At 58.0% G+C, this 17280-nt stretch carries 13 protein-coding genes; 6 read left to right on the top strand and 7 right to left on the bottom strand.

The window, feature by feature from the left end; all coding sequences use genetic code 11:
• Window positions 1-191: 191 nt before the first annotated feature.
• From U9R61_RS07570 to U9R61_RS07545, 6 genes are all read right to left on the bottom strand, one after another.
• Complete coding sequence (locus U9R61_RS07570; protein ID WP_322488207.1) at window positions 192-2924, bottom strand: phosphoenolpyruvate carboxylase; 2733 nt, start codon at window positions 2922-2924, stop codon at window positions 192-194.
• Window positions 2925-3087: 163 nt separating this feature from the next.
• Window positions 3088-5688 (bottom strand): hypothetical protein, encoded by a 2601-nt coding sequence (locus tag U9R61_RS07565; RefSeq protein ID WP_322488206.1) that lies wholly within the window; start codon window positions 5686-5688, stop codon window positions 3088-3090.
• A 127-nt stretch (window positions 5689-5815) separates the two neighbouring features.
• Window positions 5816-8380: a VWA domain-containing protein gene (locus tag U9R61_RS07560; protein ID WP_322488205.1), complete on the bottom strand. Its 2565-nt coding sequence runs from the start codon at window positions 8378-8380 to the stop codon at window positions 5816-5818.
• A 72-nt stretch (window positions 8381-8452) separates the two neighbouring features.
• Window positions 8453-9049 (bottom strand): TadE/TadG family type IV pilus assembly protein, encoded by a 597-nt coding sequence (locus tag U9R61_RS07555; protein WP_322488204.1) that lies wholly within the window; start codon window positions 9047-9049, stop codon window positions 8453-8455.
• Between the two features lie 16 nt (window positions 9050-9065).
• Window positions 9066-9635 (bottom strand): TadE family protein, encoded by a 570-nt coding sequence (locus U9R61_RS07550; protein ID WP_322488203.1) that lies wholly within the window; start codon window positions 9633-9635, stop codon window positions 9066-9068.
• A 189-nt stretch (window positions 9636-9824) separates the two neighbouring features.
• Entirely contained in the window at window positions 9825-10538 is a 714-nt protein-coding gene (locus U9R61_RS07545) for an esterase family protein (RefSeq protein ID WP_416208827.1), read from the bottom strand.
• Between the two features lie 224 nt (window positions 10539-10762).
• Here U9R61_RS07545 and U9R61_RS07540 point away from each other — a divergent pair, with 224 nt between their 5' ends.
• The 4 genes from U9R61_RS07540 (at window position 10763) to U9R61_RS07525 (ending at window position 13769) form a co-directional block, all read left to right on the top strand.
• A complete protein-coding gene (locus tag U9R61_RS07540; protein WP_322488201.1) occupies window positions 10763-11950 on the top strand; it encodes an MFS transporter in 1188 nt (395 codons plus the stop codon).
• 84 nt (window positions 11951-12034) lie between these two features.
• Window positions 12035-12700, top strand: coding sequence for a protein disulfide oxidoreductase (gene pdo / locus U9R61_RS07535; RefSeq protein WP_322488200.1), 666 nt, complete (start codon window positions 12035-12037; stop codon window positions 12698-12700).
• Window positions 12701-12814: 114 nt separating this feature from the next.
• Window positions 12815-13429: an RNA polymerase sigma factor gene (locus tag U9R61_RS07530; protein WP_322488199.1), complete on the top strand. Its 615-nt coding sequence runs from the start codon at window positions 12815-12817 to the stop codon at window positions 13427-13429.
• Window positions 13430-13505: 76 nt separating this feature from the next.
• On the top strand, window positions 13506-13769 hold the full coding sequence (locus tag U9R61_RS07525) for an anti-sigma factor family protein (protein WP_322488198.1): 264 nt from the start codon (window positions 13506-13508) through the stop codon (window positions 13767-13769).
• Here the strand turns inward: U9R61_RS07525 and U9R61_RS07520 are convergent.
• The gene (locus U9R61_RS07520; protein WP_322488197.1) at window positions 13766-14662 is read right to left on the bottom strand and encodes a LysR family transcriptional regulator; all 897 of its coding nucleotides are present in this window, start codon (window positions 14660-14662) and stop codon (window positions 13766-13768) included. The genes U9R61_RS07525 and U9R61_RS07520 overlap by 4 nt on opposite strands.
• Window positions 14663-15003: 341 nt before the next feature.
• Between U9R61_RS07520 and U9R61_RS07515 the strand changes: the two genes are divergently transcribed.
• A complete protein-coding gene (locus tag U9R61_RS07515) occupies window positions 15004-16404 on the top strand; it encodes an MBL fold metallo-hydrolase (protein ID WP_322488196.1) in 1401 nt (466 codons plus the stop codon).
• Window positions 16405-16520: 116 nt separating this feature from the next.
• A complete protein-coding gene (locus U9R61_RS07510; RefSeq protein WP_322488195.1) occupies window positions 16521-17213 on the top strand; it encodes a DUF1641 domain-containing protein in 693 nt (230 codons plus the stop codon).
• The last annotated feature ends 67 nt before the right edge of the window (window positions 17214-17280 follow it).

Raw genomic sequence — 17280 nt, 5'->3', positions numbered from 1 at the left:
AGCAAAGGCGCAGAGATCGCAAAAACCCAAAGCATCTATAACGCAAAGACGCAGAGGGCGCGAAGAGCGCAAAGTGTTTTGATATGGCATCCCCAAGCACGCTTGGGCCATTCCTCATCATAATCTTCGCGCCCTTTGCGTTCTTCGCGTCTTTGCGTTTATCCCCTCTGCGCCCGCTGCGTTCACCATCGTTACCCCGTCGTGCGCAAGCCGGCAGCAATCGCGTTGACCAACAATAACAGATCGGTCAACGTCTCTTCGGCAGCCGGATCATTGGCCTCTTGCTGCGCTCGCCACTGCCGGATCAAGGCAATCTGGCGGCGATGCAGTGGCGCGAGACCGACTTGCCGGCGCGCCAAGGTTACGGCCACCTGTGGCCGCCGTTGCGCCAGCGGCATGCCGAAAATCGCGGTTAGCGTAGCTTCCGTACGCTCAAATTCAGCGTCAATCAGATCGAGAAAGCGCTGGCGGATGCCGGCATCTTCCACCAATTCGGCGTAGGCATGCATCGTCGGACGGTGGGCCGTCTGCAAACTGGTTGCCACATTCGCCAAGAGATACCGCAAGAGCGGCCAATCCCACTGCTCGGCGCACAGCTTGCTCCATGCGGCTGGATCGGTTCGTTGCAACGCACTGAGCGCACTCCCCACACCATACCACCCCGGCAAGTAGAAGCGCGATTGGTTCCAGCTAAAGACCCACGGAATCGCGCGCAGATCGGCCAACGTCGCCTGCCCAGTCCGCCGCGCCGGTCGCGAACCGATCCGGCTCTGCTCGATTACATCGATTGGGGTTGCCTGCCGGAAAAACGTGATGAAACCTTCGCGTTCGATCAGATCGCGGTAGGCGGCGTGCGCCTGTTGGGCCAGCCAATCCATCACCGGCTCTAGGGGGTGCGGTTCTGTCACCTGCTGGCGATTCAGCAAGGTATGGGTGGTGGTGCCAGCAATAAGCAACTCTAAATTGTAGGCGGCGGTCAACCGGTTGGCGTATTTTTGCGCAATGACTTCACCCTGTTCGGTCAACCGCAGATCGCCATTCAAGGATCCCGGCGGCAACATTGCGATAAAGCGGTTGGTCGGGCCGGCACCGCGGCTGATGGTACCGCCGCGCCCGTGGAAGAAGCGAATCCGAACCCCACGCACCCGGCCCACTTCGGCCATTGCCCGCTGTGCGCGGTAAAGCGCCCACTGGCTGGTCAGAATGCCACCATCTTTATTGCTATCGCTATAACCCACCATCACCTGCTGCACCAACTCGCCGCCATGCGCCTGCGCCAGCAGGCTCCGCCGCGTCACCGGATGATCGAGAATATCGGCCAGAATCTGCGGGCTATACTCAAGGTCTTCGATCGTCTCAAAGAGCGGCACAACTGGCAACCGGCACACCAACCCCTCCGGGGTGGCGCCTGCCAATCCAGCCTCACGGGCCAGCAGGTAGACCACTAGCACATCGGTCACATCGCGGGTCATACTAATAATCAGCGGACCGATACCGGCCGGGCCGTGACGGGCAATATGGGCAGCCAACACCCGGTAACAGCCGACCACCGCCGCTGCTTCCGGGCCGAGCGGCGTATCAGGATGGGCAAACGGGCGCGGCGAGGCCACCTCGCGTTCGAGCATTGCCCGCCGCCGCTCAGGGTCGCCGCCGAGCAAATCATCCGCCGGCAAACCGGCTGCCGCCAGCAACTGAGCCAACGCTCGATCGTGGAACTGGCTGTTTTGGCGGATATCAAGCGTTGCCAAATGGAAGCCAAAGGTCTGCACCAGTTGCATCAACGGACGAATCTCGGCCTCGGCGAGACGATCGGCGCCAATCTCGCGCAGATAACCGGCCAGCTCGCGCAGATCGGCCAGCAACTCAGCAGCATCACGATACCGGCCAGGTTCATCAACCAACCGGGCCGCTTCCGCTGGCGAATCATCTATCGGCAGTCGCGCCAACATCAGATTCAGCGCCTGCCGCCATGGTTCATTGAGGTTGCGGGCAATCGCGCGCTGGCCACGTTCGCCCAACCCGGCGGCCAACCGTTCGATCTGCGCGGTTAACCCGGCCGGCACCGGGAACAAGATATCCGAAATACTTAAATGGCTCGCCGCTGCACGCAACCGGCGGCGCAGCAACCGCAACGCTTGCAACCGCAGCTCTTGCAGTGTTTGCGCCGTAATTTCGGCCGTCACCAAGGGGTGGCCATCGCGATCACCGCCGACCCACGAGCCAAAACTCAGATGCGGCCAGCGATCGGCCAACAATGCCGGATCAAACCCAGCCATCGCCCACGCATACCGTAACTGGATATCGAGCACAGGCAGCACATCGGGAAAGACATTCACCAGATAGTGCAGCACATTGCGCACTTCTGACGGCACAGCCGGCTTATTGAGAAAGATATCGCCGGTGCGCCACAACCGTTCGAGCACCGTCTCAATCTCGGCCTCGATCTCGGCCTGCTCAGCCGGCGACCAGCGCTGGCTCTCGTGCCGCACCATCAGCAGATACAGCTCACGATTATGCGCCAGTACCGTCGCCCGTTTCACTTCGGTCGGATGCGCCGTCAACACCGGTTCTACCGCAATCGAAGGCAATGCAGCCGCAATCTCGGCGGCGCTCAAACCGGCCCGTTGCAACTTTTGCAACGCATCACGCCAACGCCCCGTCTCTGGTCGCAATTCCGGATCGCGATCGGTAATGCGCCGTTGTTGGACAGCGGCATTCTCTTCGGCAATATTCAACAACTGGAAAGCAATGCCGAGTGCTCGCACCAGCGACCGGGTTGAGACAGCTGAATCGTCAGTCGCTGCCCGCAGCCATGGCAATGCCTCAGCCACACTCTGTTCGCCCACATGTTTCAGGACGGCGCGAAAATGCTTCAGCAAGAAGCTAAAATCTTGATCGACCTTTGTCTGATCAAACGGTTGCATTGGCAATGACCTTTCCTTCGAGCCGCGCCAGCGCTACCAACTTCGATGATGGCCACGTATGAACCGAGCATATCATATCATTAGAAACCAACATGCAAAGCGGGGCAACCAACTTGGCTGCCCCGCCTTGCGCGTTCGCGGATGATTGTACCGTCTATCAGACCTACCTATAGATGACCGGCACAAAGACCTTGGGAATGCCTGGATCAGGGTTAGGTGGCGCAGTGATCGTTATGGTGCGAATAATTCCATTCGGCAGAGAAGTGGTCTCGCCACGATTGTTGCTGCGCCCCTCTTCATCTTCACCGGCGAATCCGTTGTAGTCAACCACAATCCCGATATCATAGGTTCCCGGTGTGCCGAAAATCGCATTCCAATCGGCTTCTTCCGCCGTTTGCGCGTTCAACCACCCGCTAAGCGGTACCGTATACGTTGCCCCCGGCTCGAATACCTCCTTCGGTACATTTGCCGAAACCGTTGCGCAGGCAGGGGTTGCGCCCTGTCCAGCATTCGGATCTGGCGCCGGCACCGCGGTTAACGCCGGAGTTGCCGGATTCGTGCGCCGGGCAATGCAGAGATCAACAAAGAAGCTGCCACCGCCGCTTGCTGCCGTCACGCTGCGCGTCGCGGCAAGGGTATTCCGGCGCAAGTTACGCAACGTTAGAACAATATTGGTGAAACTGCCATTATTGATTTGCGCCTCAAAGGTGTCAATCAAAATATCCGGCTTCGCCGCCACCACCTTTTCGACCGCAAAGTAGTACAGCTTCGGCGAAAAGGTTTTGCTGCCGGGATCTTGAATAAACTGCGCCCGGTACTGCATACAGGTCGCCTGAAGCTCCTCGTCGGGGAAAGCATTGAACAGACGAACGCTGTTTATGCCGTCGCGCGATCGTAATGGCGAGTCGGGATCGCCGTCAAGGTCACGCCAACGCGACGGATTCGTCAACGCAGTTGAGGGGTTGAAATCACTTTCGCGGCAGGTGCTGCTGGTAACAACCACGCGGAACTGTATGCGAATATCGGCTTCAGGGTTGGTAACTGGCGGTTTCAGATCGGTCAACCACTTGATCGCCAGCACACGCGAGGTCTCACCATCGGTTAGCACCGGGAATGGCTGCGAATAGTACCAACCTTCTGAGGCACGATTCGCACCCTCAGACTCAGTCACACCGCCGACACCGCCGACAAAAATGGTGTTGGTTGGCTGGTTCTCTTCATTCGAACCGCCAACGACATAGACCCATGCCGCATTTGGCGGCTCGGTGCCATCTTGCGACGGCAAAGCCGGCACAATCGCGACCGAAGCGTTAACTCGTCGCGCCCGCCCAGGGATAACGTAATCCTCAGTTTCATTCGTACCGACAAGGTAGCCACCACTAGCGGTTAAATCCTCCAGCAAAAACTGATCGTTATAGATGGCCACCGGGATGGTCGCCGTTGCGCCAGCGGCGCCGGAGGTGGTTGAACCGGTCACATAGTAGAGACGGTTGTTGAAGCTGAGACCGGTGACGCCTTGGCGACCCTGAATGTTGATGCTAATTGGCGGCGTGGCATCGTTAATATGCCCAACTTGCGCCGTCCACGTGAGAGCACCGGTATTTGGATTTACATCAGCTCGCCGGATCGAAGTGTTCAGGGTATTGCAAAGGAGATCAGTACAGCCGCCAAGCAGGAAGATCGCCTCCTTTTGCACCGGTACGCCCCCTTCCACCCGGGTGGCATAGGAAGCAATCGCGGTGCCGGAGTGCAGGTCAAACGGCAAATCGGCTAACCTTGCCCAAACCATCGTCGAACTAGGGTTGGTGGGATGCACCAGATTGCCGTTCGTAGCATCAACCTTCGTATAAAAAACGTAGGGATACACCTGTGCCTGAAGCAACGAATCCCAAGGGACGCTCATGCCGCCAATCGCATAGATATAATCATTGCCGGCGCCGGTGCGGACGTGGACGAGCTGCACATTCTGCACACCGAGCAGGTCAGGCGAGTTAGGATCAGTAATGATGTTGCCATTGGAATCAAGCGTCGGGAAGCGCCAGTTGTTTGGCGCACTCCAGCCGCTGCTAACAATATTGCCGTTGGCATCAACCGTGGCCCGCTGCACGATATTCGTTGAGAAGTCATAAGTTCGGCAGTCTTGATTGTACATACTGCCGCCGACAATAAAGATATAACCTAGGTTAGAACCGGCAGTTGCCGGCACCACCACCGTGCCGGCGCGCGAACGGGCGGACATTGGAGCACACTCCGGGCCGGGGGCAACGGCTGGAATAGTGAACGCCGTGAAGACATCATTGCCGGGAGGTTCCGGAGTACGCGTTTCTAGCGAACCAGTCACTTGGTTGACCACCCCACGATAGATATAGGGTGAACGATCCGCACCCTCTACTGCCGCTTGAGTCGCACCGCTAATCACAAACAAATAGCGCCCCAACGCTACCACTGGAGCATCGCTCAGCGGCTGGGGCAAGCGAGCGATGGAATCCCGCCAATTATTGCGGTTGAGCTTACCAACCGGCGCCAACTCAATTGCCCCGACGACATCCGGAGCAGTGGGTGATGACGGCACTGCCGAAACGACCGTGCGCTGGAACGTCCCGCTAGCAAAATCGGCCTGCGTATTATCGATGATCTGTTCAATACCGTTTTCATCCGTTAGTGCGCGCGCCGGCACTGGCGGCCATGCCGGTAGCAGCAATGCCAACAGTGCTAACGCAGCCATCAGCGCAAAGGGGCGGCGCAAGCGAGAACTTAACATCATCGAAAACCTCCCCGGAGCTTGGTGGAAGCGTTACGCCGGTATACGCCGGCGCACTCTACCTGCATAACCGCATCTTACCGAGACACAATGCCCCCTCCCGTTCTGGGAGAGGGCATTGTGCCGAGACCTAATTGCTCACTGCGCACACATTACCATCGAGGCGCAGGCGCAGATTCTGTTCAACCGTCGAAATGAACCCGGCCTGAGTGGATGGATCGAGGACGACGACCATATCCGACTGGTTAGAACTACCAGTAAAGATCTGGCTGTACATCCGCGGCTGGGCCGTCGGCGGATCCAGCGGGTGGCGGTAGAAGAGATAGGCCTGCATGCGATAGGTGCCACGCGGGATCTCCTCGAAGGTGTAGCGCACCCGGCCATCGGTACCGGCCACGATCGGCGTCCGATAGACGCTGTTGGTCGTGATATCTTGCAGGATAACCTCACCGACATTCGGGTAACTCAGACCACCAACCGACTGGAAGTGATTGCCCGGAATGGTGCCGCGCCATTCACCGTCGCTGCCGCTCATACACGGCGACCGCTCCAAATCAGCATTAATCGCCAGCATGATCCGGTCAACATTATTCAGGCCATCCGACCCACGCTCTAACGTATCGGCGATATAGAAGTGGCGTGGCGTCGTCGCAACGCCATCACGCAGACCCGTCGGCGGAACCGCCGTCAACGCTAGCACGTAGATATCGGTCTGGATCGACTGATTCGATTTAATCGCATTCGCGTTCTTCACCATCTGAGTAATCGGCCGATCATACGTCTGCGCATTGTTGGTATAGGTACCACCGACTTCGGTTGTCTGGCACTCAGCGTTATCGAGTACCTTACCGCCCAATGAGCGGCAGAAGTGTCCTTGCGAATAGGTGGTGAATGCGCTGGTACCAGCGTTCAGGTTTGAATTGGTCGTGGTGAAGAAGACATTGGACACACCGTCGGTCACGAAGATGATGGCCCGGCGATAGACCCAATCACGGCCCAATTGATTGGTGGTCGTCGGCGCATTCTGCAACAACTGCCCCGCCCGGTAAATCGCACCAGCACCATTCGTGCCGCCTTGGGTCAGATACGGGCTATTGTTCGTCTTACCCGCATCAAGCACAGCTTGCTTCAGCGCCGCCGGGTTTGAACTGAACGGGAACCGATTGCTCGTCGGTACATTAGAATTAAACCAGATTAACGCCATTTGATCAATCGGCTGATTGGGATCGTATCCCGGATTGCCCGGCATATTCGTCTGCTCGATCAGCAAGCGGATCGCTTCTTTCGCCACGTAGACAATCCGCTCTGACTGCGGCTGCCACGCATAGGTCGGCGAACCGTTACAACCCGAGTTTGGCGGCGGCGATCCGGGCGGGCCACTAGCGCACTGCGCCGGGCGACCATTCAAGAAGCCTTGCCCATAGAAATTCAGGTTCATTGAACCGGACACATCAAGCACCACCACATACTGCACCGGGCGGCGGAAGGTATTGACAATCTGGTACTCCGGCCACAACTCAACACTGCCGGTCAGGCGGACAATACTCGCATCCTCTGGCGGCGGCGGCGTCGCCGAGCAAGCAGTGCCTTGCCGGTTCGGATCACCGAGGAAGATGAAATCGAAATAGGGCTTACCACGATCTTGACCGTACGCGACCAGCACAAACAGGCCAAAGCGCACCACGCGGAAAGCAGCATTCGAACCTTGACCAACGACCACATCGTAGATTGGCAGCACCATACGGGTGCCGTTGGCAATATGCGCATCCAATGCATTACGGACGTCAATGCTATTACTATAACCTGAACTACCGTACACCCAGTCACCGACGTTCAGCTCACCGGGTCGCTCAGGATAGTTGTCCGGGCGAGGCAGATTCGTGGCCGGCCACGGTGTCACCTCTATGAAACCGCGCGAGAGGGTGCCGGTACCGGTCAACGCCAGCGCCAACTCTTGGTTGCTATTGGCATTCGCACCGCTGGCGCCGCGACCATCGAGCCAACGCAGCCAGCCGAATTGGCCGGGTTGGTTGCCATCGGTCGGGTAGAGCCGCATCTTGGTAAAGCCGCGGTACGTCCCGCTAGTAAGGCGTGTCCAGTTGTTATCAGGCACGCCATCGCCATTCGCGTCAAAGCTGCGGAATTCATTGCCGCTCAAGTACTCGTTGCTCACAGCGATCGGATACACGCCATCAGTCGGCGGGCAGGTGCCGGCATAGGCGGTCGCCGCGATCGGCAATTGCTCTTGATTGACAACCCGAGCGAATAAGGTGTCAACTTCGCCTTCAAGGTTGACCTGAATATACGCGACATTATCCGGCGCCACTGTACCGTTGCGGGTAATGAGGGCGCCGCCCGAAATCGGTTCGCCGCGCGCATTCAGGTAATAGGCCTCCATGCGAATATTGGGATTGTTTTCGATGTCAATCCCGTTCGATCGCAATGAATTGACGATCGAGTCGTAGATAACGGCATTCGTCGTACCGGCTGGCCGGCGCACATACGTATTCATCGCCGATAGTGAAGCGGCGTTCGCAGCGGAGACGGCGCGGCGCTCTTCAGAGAAGGTGCGCCCGACGTCAACCGACAACGCCACCATGCCGACGAGCACGACGATCATTAGGGCCAGCAGTGGAATGCTCTGCCCGCGTGCCCGTCGGAGCTGGTGTTGCGCTTTTGTTCGTTTCATTTCCATTGATTGCCTCCATCTGCTGCGTTGGCATTTTCGTGTTGAAGCTTTGATGATACGGCGACGGACCGCAGATCATTAACCGACAAACTGGCTACGAATAGGCATCGTATGTGTGACAGGCAAAACAATCTCGCGACCAAATGCTGGCGCAAACGGGAAGAAGAGCCGGTAACGGTACCGCACAGTAACCCGGATCCAACAATTCTGACCAGCATTGCGCATATCAGTTCGCGGTGTTGTTGTTGAGCACGTGCCGCTTAGGCTAGCCGGATTGGCGCCGCGCGGGTTTTCAATTATCACAAATCCGTTTGGGTTTGTTGGGTTGTTTGGGTCAAAGACAGCATTCTGATTAGCGTCATCAATTCCATCCCCATTCAGATCAAAGAGATTAACAATGCCTGATGGTTGCGTGCCGCCAGCAGTGCGAATACGATTGAAAATCTCGCGGTAATTCAGCCGCACCTCCGTCACTTGACCGCTATTATTCGTCACAACCACCGGATAACTGCCGTACGTAGCGCCTTCTTGAGCAGCAACGCGCAGAGCCTGCAAGGTGAAGAAAATCAGGCCGAGATCAACAGCGGCAGCGAGCAGGAAAAAGATGACCGTAGCCGCGAGGGCGAATTCGACCAGCGCCTGACCAACCGTTTTGCGACGATATTTCTTGATCATAGTTCTCTCACAACGGCTATCTACCTTGCTGCAAATCGCTCCAATCTGCCACATCACGAGCGCAGGCCACCCCTCGCGGGTTGGTTGGATCAATACCCAGATTTTCAAGCGATCGGCGCTGCACCACCCGCAGGTTCAACGTGCCGTTGCGCCCAATCATATCGAACAACGGAGTAATGCCACGCACCGGATAATTGATCTCAATCTCGATTGGACCGCGATCGGTGAGATTGCGCGTTTGACCGCCATTGGGATACCGAATGATCACGTAATCCTCGATACTGCGGCCTTCGTTGGCTTGGCCATCAAACAACACCACGTCCGACCGAATCGCTTCTATAATCCCACGCACACAGGCGTCGGCGGTAAAGCCGGGGTAGTTGGGCGGCGGGTTGTTGCGCAGATCCAACCATGTTTGATGGGGTGGCAACTGCGCCGCAGCTTCGGCGCCATTGCGTGCCGCCTGCGACACCATCGAATAGGCAAAGATCAAATAGCCAAACTCGATGATGCCGAATATCACGATCAGCATGACGGGCAGCAAGAGTGCCATTTCCACGATTGATTGGCCGGATTTAGGTTTCATGGCATGCACTCCCATGAACACGTTTGCTCTAGCTGTTAGTATATGACTGGCGCTGATGGCGCGGAATAGGCCGAAGGTACCGGGTTTTTCAACGAGCGTCTTCTGGTGTTGCAACGATGTAAAGGCTTGATCAAACCGCTGGTTTGGCCTCACGGGTCGCTGCGTGAGCACCCCCTTGCGAGGGTGCCTTTAGTGCCCGCCGATGTATTGCACGATCATCCGTTGCCAATACGGCCAGTCGTGATACCAGCCATCCCACACTCGTAGCGCATTGCCAATCCCTTTGGCCCATAATTGGCTCGACAGCAATTCATTCGACCACGCCGACGGGTCGTCGCGCCCCGTAACGAGAATGATGTCGGTTTCGCGCAACCGATCGATCGTCCATGGATCGTTGAGATTGGGCACGAAATCAACCGGATTGTGGAAGTAGACGCCCTGCGTGTAGTTGGTAAAAAACCGTTTGAGATCGTACAACCCTGAGAGACCGATGACGCGCCGCACCAAACCGGGATGGCGGAGGGTAAAGATCACCGCCTCGCTAGCCCCAAACGAACAACCGGTGGTCATCAAGAACGGATTGGGATTGAGGTGGCGCACCAGCGGCAAGACCTCGGTAATAAGATAGTGCTCATATTGCTCTTCTCGCCACATGCGCGCATCGGCATCAGCGCCATAGTTATACCAACTTTCACTGTAGACACTATCGACGCAAACCAGTTGAATCCATCCTTGTTCGAGATGATGGCCAAGCACCGCCACCATCCCGCGATCTTCGTATTCGTAGAAGCGCCCGTGCGAGGTAGGGAAGACCAACACCGGCGCGCCGGCATGGCCAAATATGAGCAATTCCATCGTTCGATTGAGGGCAGGACTGTGCCATGCATGGTATTGTCGTTGCATATCCAAACGTGTGCATTACAAAGCGGCGATGACAATAGGTGGAATGATAGCCTGCGCGCAATGGTCTGTCAATGATATAGTGAGGAGTGCAGAAAGGAAATGCCATTTGCGCTCAGCAGAGATTGCTGCGGGCAGGATTGGGCAACGCGCTGCATGCCCCGGCCTGCCCTAACCATGGTATACGCCCCCCTGTTACCGCATTGCTTTTGACAAGGTTTAGCAGCATGACAACCCTAACCGCTCATTACGCGCGTGAGCTGACATGGCCCCAACTGTTGACACTGGTCTGGGGACGCTGGCTCGTCAGTCTCGCCTTCCGCATGGTCTATCCTCTGTTGGGGTTTTTGGCCGCCAGCTTTGCCATTGATCTGACCACCGCCAGCCTGTTGATCACAGTCCAAGTAGCGGCTTCGCTGCTGAGCCCGCTGGGAGGGATACTGAGTGACAGCATCGGCGATCGGGCCACGATGATTTGGGGCGGGTTCATCTTTACGATCGGCGCGGCTCTTTGTGCGATAAGCGCCACATTTACCCTGTTTCTGTTCGGGTACGCGGTGATTGGCCTAGCCATCGCGGTGGGCATGCCGGCGCTGCAAAGCTACGTTAGCGCGCGCAGCCGCTACGAACGGCGCGCACGGATGCTCGGCGTGCTCGAATTGAGTTGGGCGCTGTCGGCGCTGCTCGGCGTACCGCTGATCACGTGGGGCGCGGAACGATGGGGGATCGCGCCGATCTTTACCGGCTTGACGATCGCTGGCGGCGTGATGGTCATATCGTATATCATGTTACCGAACGATGCCCAACCGTCATCCCGCCAATCGCACCGGCCAGCATCTGCGAATCATCTCTGGCATCTCTTACGGCAACCGAGCATTCTGGCTGCATTGGGGGTCATCTTCATCCAATTAGCTGCGGTTGAACTGATCTTTATCAGTTACGCCGGTTGGCTAAGCAGCGCCTTTAACGCCACAACCGCCGAGCTTGGGTTCGTCTTCGGATTGCTGGGAGTGGTTGAGTTGATTGGTTCGCTTGGCGCCACGCTCTTCACCGACCGGATCGGCAAGCTCCGAGCGGTGTTAGGCGGATTTTTGCTGGTCGGCGTCTGGTTGCTGCTCTTGCTGCAAAGCGGATCGTGGCCGGTCTTTTTGGTCTTGCTGTTAGCATTTGACCTGTGCTTCGAGTTTGCGATTGTCTCAGCCTTTCCGCTGATTAGCGGACTCAGCGCACAGCGGCGCGGCGCACTGCTTGCCATGATGACCGCTTGCATCGGCGGCGGGCGGATTATCGGTTCACTGGCCGGCCCTTGGATCAGCGCCACCGCCGGCTATCCCCTTAACAGCACGATTGCCGGCATATTGGCGTTGATCGGGGTTGGGATCGGATTTCTGTTCATGAAGGAGGGTGATGCCTGAAAAACCGCCGTGTAACCAACACCACTGTGAGCGCATCTGATAGGTAGCAATGGCAATGATTACGGCGTGAAAGGAAACGAACCGATGGCTCTGATGCAAGAAAAAGATCGCAAGGCAGTACGAGAGGCGTTCGCTGGTCTGAACCGTCCAGTTGAGCTCGTGCTGTTTACGTCGGAAGAGAGCGGCGAATACAGCGATGTCACTCACGAGCTGCTGCAAGAGGTGGTAGCACTCAACCCGCTGCTGCGCTTGAGCGTATATGATTTGGTCAAAGACGGTGCATACGCTGCTGAGGTGGGGGTTGACAAAGCGCCGGGAATCGTCTTCTTAGTTGGGGCAGAGCGGAAAAATCATGGCCTGCGCTTCGCCGGCTTGCCCAGCGGCTACGAGTTTGCCTCGCTGATCGAGGCGATCCGGTTGGCCGGCGGCGTCGCCCAGCCTGATCTCCAGCCGGCAACGATGGAGCTGCTGGACACAATCAAGGCTCCGATGCACTTGCAGGTGTTTGTGACGCCGACCTGCCCCTACTGCCCGCGGGCAGTGGTGATGGCCTACCGGCTAGCGTTAGCCAACCCGTACATTACCGCTGAGGGCATTGAAGTGACCGAATTCCCTGAACTCGGCGATCGCTATGCGGTGATGGGAGTGCCGAAGACGGTGATCGACGATCTGGTGCATATCGAAGGTGCCGTGCCCGAAGGGATGATGGCCAACAAACTGCGCGAGGCGATTGTCGCCGCTGCGGCGTAATGCGTCGTTAGTTGCCAGGCTAGGGCGCTGCATGGCGGTGCGGTACTACAGAGCTGCCATCGTAGACGTGATATACTGAATCTATGCCATCACGTCTACGATGGAGGAACTGTTGTGCCAGTACCAATTATTGAGCTCTCACTCTATGACGATGAACAGGCATTGCTGGCCGGTTTGCGCCGCGGCGACCCTGATGCCTGCACCTGTTTTGTTAAACGCTTTGCGCCGCTGGTCTACGCGCGCGCACTGCACCTGCTCGGCGACGCCGACGATGCCGAGAACGTCTTGCAGACGACGTTTATCAAAGCATGCGCGGCGCTGCCGGAATATACCGGCGCCGGCAGCTTAAGCAGTTGGCTCTACCGGATCGCCTCAAACGAAGGGTTGATGCTGCTGCGCCAAAAGCGACCGCAAGTCGCGCTCGATGCGGTTGACAAACTCGCGCCGGATGAGACAACGTTGCCGCATAAAACGACGTGGGCGATCGATCCGGCGCGGAACGTGCTCGATGGCGAATTACGGCACGAGATTGCGCAGGCGATTGCCGAATTGCCTGATGCGTTACGAGCCGTGATTGTGCTGCGCGATATCGAGCAACTCAGCACGGAAGAGACCGCCGAGCGGCTCGGCATTAGCCCCGGCGCGGTAAAGGTGCGGCTGCACCGGGCCCGTCTGCGGTTGCGCGAAGCGCTGGCGCGCTATGTCGAAGCGTCGAGTAATGACAAGTAAGGGTGACGGATGCGTCGCCCGCTTGCGCTGGAATCAGCTCAGCAACGCAGAGGTTGCCCCAACCGCGAGGATGCCAATGGAAGGCAACGTTCACCATCATTGCCTCGACCTGATTGATCGCTTGAACGACTACCTTGATGGCGAACTCAACGCCGCTTCGTGCGCCGAGTTGGAAGAGCATCTGCGCCAGTGCCCCGAATGCCAAGCGTTACTGGCGTCGTTGCAACAAACGGTCGACTTGCTGCACCATCTTGACGATCTGCCGCCGCCATTGCCGCCTGCACTCGAAGATCGGCTCATTCACCAGATGCAGCAACAGATGCAGTTCAGACAGCATTAGCGGCCATAGTGGGTAATCAGCAATTGGCGAAACGCATAGGCCACCGGCGAGAGCGGGCGCGCCGCACGCCACAGCAAGCGTAGCGTACGGCGCAGGGGCCGTCCGCTGATCGGGATGGGATGCAATGCCCCCACCTCTTGCTCGGCGGTGATGGTGTAGAGGGGCAAAATCGTCAGCCCCGTGCCGATCATCACCATCCGCTTGATCGACTCAAGGTTGTCGAGTTCAGCAATGACACGCGGCGTGAGCGATTGTTCGCGCAACGCCTGATCGAGCCATGCGCGGGTTTGGCTGTTCGACTGGCGCATCACCATCGGCTGGCCGGCTAACTCGCTCAGATACACCTCTGCGCGCCCCCACCACAGATGGCGCCGGCCCACAATCACGTATTGATCAAACTCGCGTAACGGCTGCTGCTGAATGTCGGTATCAGCACCATCGAGTTCCCCCTCAATCGCGCCCAAATCGAGCATACCACTGCGTAATTCAGCCACAATCGCCGGCGAGGTGCCGGTTTGGGAGCTCACGGCGAGGTTGGGGTAGCGCTGGCCAAACATCTGCACCCATTCGGGCAGCAAATAGGCGCTGACACCGGGGGTAACGCCGATCGTCAACTGGCCGGCCCGCAACCCGGCGACATCAGTGACGGCCAGCTCGGCCTCGGCCACAAGCCGAAAGATACTCTCGCAATACGACAGCAACCGCTGCCCAGCCGGCGTCAACTCCACCCCGCGCCGGCCTCGGGCGAACAACTCGGTGCCCAGCGCATCTTCGAGTGCGCGAATATGTTGGCTTACTCCTGATTGGGTCATGTGCAACTGCTCAGCCGCTTTGCTGAGGCTGCCGGCAGCTACTACGCGCGTAAAGATATCGAGTTTGTACAGATCGAGCATCGTTGCTCTCCTAGTTTGAAGCCGCCTTACGATACGCCCCGAAAGCCGTCGTCATCGTTCGCCATCATCATTCCGCCGTGGTTAACCCGCGCGCCGTCACTGCTGGACAAGCCACGCTCATTCTTTTGAGCAATGATCATCCATGCATGGCCACAGCTATAAGTTTTTGCTAAGAGATAGTATAAGCAAGATCGGGCTTCTGCCAAGTAGCGATTTTTGTTATCCTGCGTGCAAATAATCCCAACACTCTAGACAAGCAGTTGGCGCCAATGCTGTAACAAAGGAGTGTGTCCCTCGCTTTGGTGACGAACGGACAGGAATTAAAGAAGGGAACGAGAGCGATGTTGCTGAAGTACTTCTACGATGAGATGCTAGCGCAGGCTTCTTACCTCATCGGGTGCGCCAAGACCGGCGAGGCGATGGTGATCGACCCCATGCGCGATGTTGAGCCGTATTTGCGGGTAGCGGCGAAGGAAGGATTGCGCATTACCCACGTGACCGAGACCCACATTCATGCTGACTTTGTGAGCGGGGTGCGCGAATTGGCGGTTCGCACCGGCGCGCAGATGTATCTGAGCGACATGGGCGATGAGAATTGGAAATATGCCTACCCCGAAGCGAGCAAAGCGATTTTGGTCAAAGACGGCGACACGTGGATGGTGGGCAACATTAAAGTGCAGGTGATCGCCACCCCCGGCCATACCCCCGAACACATCGCATTTATGATTACCGACACGGCAGGCGCTGACCAGCCGATGGGCATTTTCACCGGCGACTTCCTCTTTGTTGGCGACGTAGGCCGGCCTGACCTGCTGGAAGAGGCGGCGGGGATTGCCGGCACCAAAGAGCCGGGAGCGCGCCGGCAATTCCATTCGGTGCAGCGCTTCAAGTCGTTGCCTGATTACTTGCAAGTGTGGCCGGCACACGGGTCGGGCAGCGCCTGCGGCAAGGCGTTGGGCGCCATCCCATCGAGCACGCTTGGCTATGAGAAGCGGTTCAATCCGGCATTCCAATTTGACGACGAAGATGCGTTTGTGAAGTGGTTGCTGCACGGCCAGCCTGAGCCGCCACGCTACTTCGCCCGCATGAAGTACGTGAACAAGGTCGGGCCGGCGCTGTTGCACGATCTAGCTGTACCGGTCGAGATTGAGCGACCGGTGCTCGACAAGGCCATCGCTGAAGGTGCGATCGTCTTTGACCTGCGCAGCGCCGCTGAATTTGTCGCCGGTCACGTTCCGGGCAGCATCAGCGTGCCGATCCGCAAGATGTACAGCAGCTACGTGGGTTGGTTTGTCGACTTCACCAAGCCGACGTACCTCGTGGTGCCGGATGACGCCGATATGACCGAGATTTTGAAGGACTTGCGGGCAATTGGCGTTGATGATATTCCGGGGTACGTGCCGGCGTCGGCGCTGGGTGACAATCTGGCCCAACTGCCCACCGCCACGGTGAAAGATCTGAGTGCGGCGCTGGCCGACCAGTCGGTTGTCATCCTCGATATGCGCAACCAGACCGAGTACGAAGAGAGCCATCTGCCCGGCGTGCTGCACATTCCGGTTGGGTATCTGCCGCGGCGGCTGGATGAAATCCCCCGCGACAAGCCGATCATCGCTCACTGCGCCACCGGCTACCGCTCGCAAGTCGGCACAAGTGTGCTGCGCCGCTTGGGCTTCACCAATGTCGCCACACTGGTTGACCCGCAAGGCACGTGGCGCGAATTGGTCGAATCGGTAGCAGTCTAACCCTTCACGACTACCCCCATGGCAGGGCAGGTATTGCCTGTCATGGGGGTGAAGCCATAGATCGCGAGTGATTGGTTTTGCCCGCCGGTGAGCGGGCGCAACACGCAGGAAAAGCTATGACATACACACAAACGAATGGGACGCCAACCGCCGAGATGCAAGCGCTCGACAACGGTCACATTGCTGAGCTGTTGACTCAGATGATGGAGCGGATGGATCGGCTCGAGCAGCATCTGGCGAAGGTGAACACGCTAGCCGACGAGGCGCCGGCGTTATTGGCCATGGCGACCGATACCGTTGACGGGTTGTATCGCGATGCAGCGAGCGCCGGCGTCGATATTGACGAGCGGTTGAAGGTGGGGTTGCACGCGCTGGAGCGGTTGACCGAACCGGCGACGCTGAGGGCGCTGGCCGGGTTGAGCGCGCAACTCGTCACCCTCGAACAACTGGCTAGCCAAGCCCCCGGCTTTGCCGCGATGACGGTTGACATGATCGACGAGCTGTACGCCGCGGTAAGCAAGCAGGGTATCGATATCGAAGGCACGATCCGCCAAGGCTTGGTTGCGCTACGCAACTTCCTGACCTTGATGCAATCGGAAGAGGTCAAGGCACTGATGAGCTCAGGCGTGCTCGATCCGAAGACTTTGCAAGTAATGGGAGCCGCAGCGCACGCGCTGGTGAGTGCGCAACGCGAGCCGCGCCGGGCCGGGCCGATGGCGCTGTTTGGCGCGCTCTTTAACCGTGACGTGCAACGTTCGCTCGGCTTTGCTCTCAACTTCGCCGAACGGTTTGGGCAGAAGCTGGGGTAAGTACGATTGCATTGACGACCGTTCAGTAGCATTGCGGCAGGTACGCCGCGCAGATAAGAGAAAGAGG

This window comes from Chloroflexus sp., from assembly GCF_034431535.1.
Lineage (GTDB): Bacteria > Chloroflexota > Chloroflexia > Chloroflexales > Chloroflexaceae > Chloroflexus.
This window is presented reverse-complemented; position numbering and strand designations above follow the sequence as displayed.

Excerpts from the sequence above, each read along its gene's own strand:
- U9R61_RS07570 (WP_322488207.1), bottom strand. The coding sequence starts at position 2,924 with ATGCAACCGTTTGATCAGACAAAGGTCGATCAAGATTTTAGCTTCTTG.
- U9R61_RS07565 (WP_322488206.1), bottom strand. The coding sequence starts at position 5,688 with ATGATGTTAAGTTCTCGCTTGCGCCGCCCCTTTGCGCTGATGGCTGCG.
- U9R61_RS07560 (WP_322488205.1), bottom strand. The coding sequence starts at position 8,380 with ATGGAAATGAAACGAACAAAAGCGCAACACCAGCTCCGACGGGCACGC.
- U9R61_RS07555 (WP_322488204.1), bottom strand. The coding sequence starts at position 9,049 with ATGATCAAGAAATATCGTCGCAAAACGGTTGGTCAGGCGCTGGTCGAA.
- U9R61_RS07550 (WP_322488203.1), bottom strand. The coding sequence starts at position 9,635 with ATGAAACCTAAATCCGGCCAATCAATCGTGGAAATGGCACTCTTGCTG.
- U9R61_RS07545 (WP_416208827.1), bottom strand. The coding sequence starts at position 10,538 with ATGCAACGACAATACCATGCATGGCACAGTCCTGCCCTCAATCGAACG.
- U9R61_RS07540 (WP_322488201.1), top strand. The coding sequence starts at position 10,763 with ATGACAACCCTAACCGCTCATTACGCGCGTGAGCTGACATGGCCCCAA.
- pdo (WP_322488200.1), top strand. The coding sequence starts at position 12,035 with ATGGCTCTGATGCAAGAAAAAGATCGCAAGGCAGTACGAGAGGCGTTC.
- U9R61_RS07525 (WP_322488198.1), top strand. The coding sequence starts at position 13,506 with ATGGAAGGCAACGTTCACCATCATTGCCTCGACCTGATTGATCGCTTG.
- U9R61_RS07520 (WP_322488197.1), bottom strand. The coding sequence starts at position 14,662 with ATGCTCGATCTGTACAAACTCGATATCTTTACGCGCGTAGTAGCTGCC.
- U9R61_RS07515 (WP_322488196.1), top strand. The coding sequence starts at position 15,004 with ATGTTGCTGAAGTACTTCTACGATGAGATGCTAGCGCAGGCTTCTTAC.
- U9R61_RS07510 (WP_322488195.1), top strand. The coding sequence starts at position 16,521 with ATGACATACACACAAACGAATGGGACGCCAACCGCCGAGATGCAAGCG.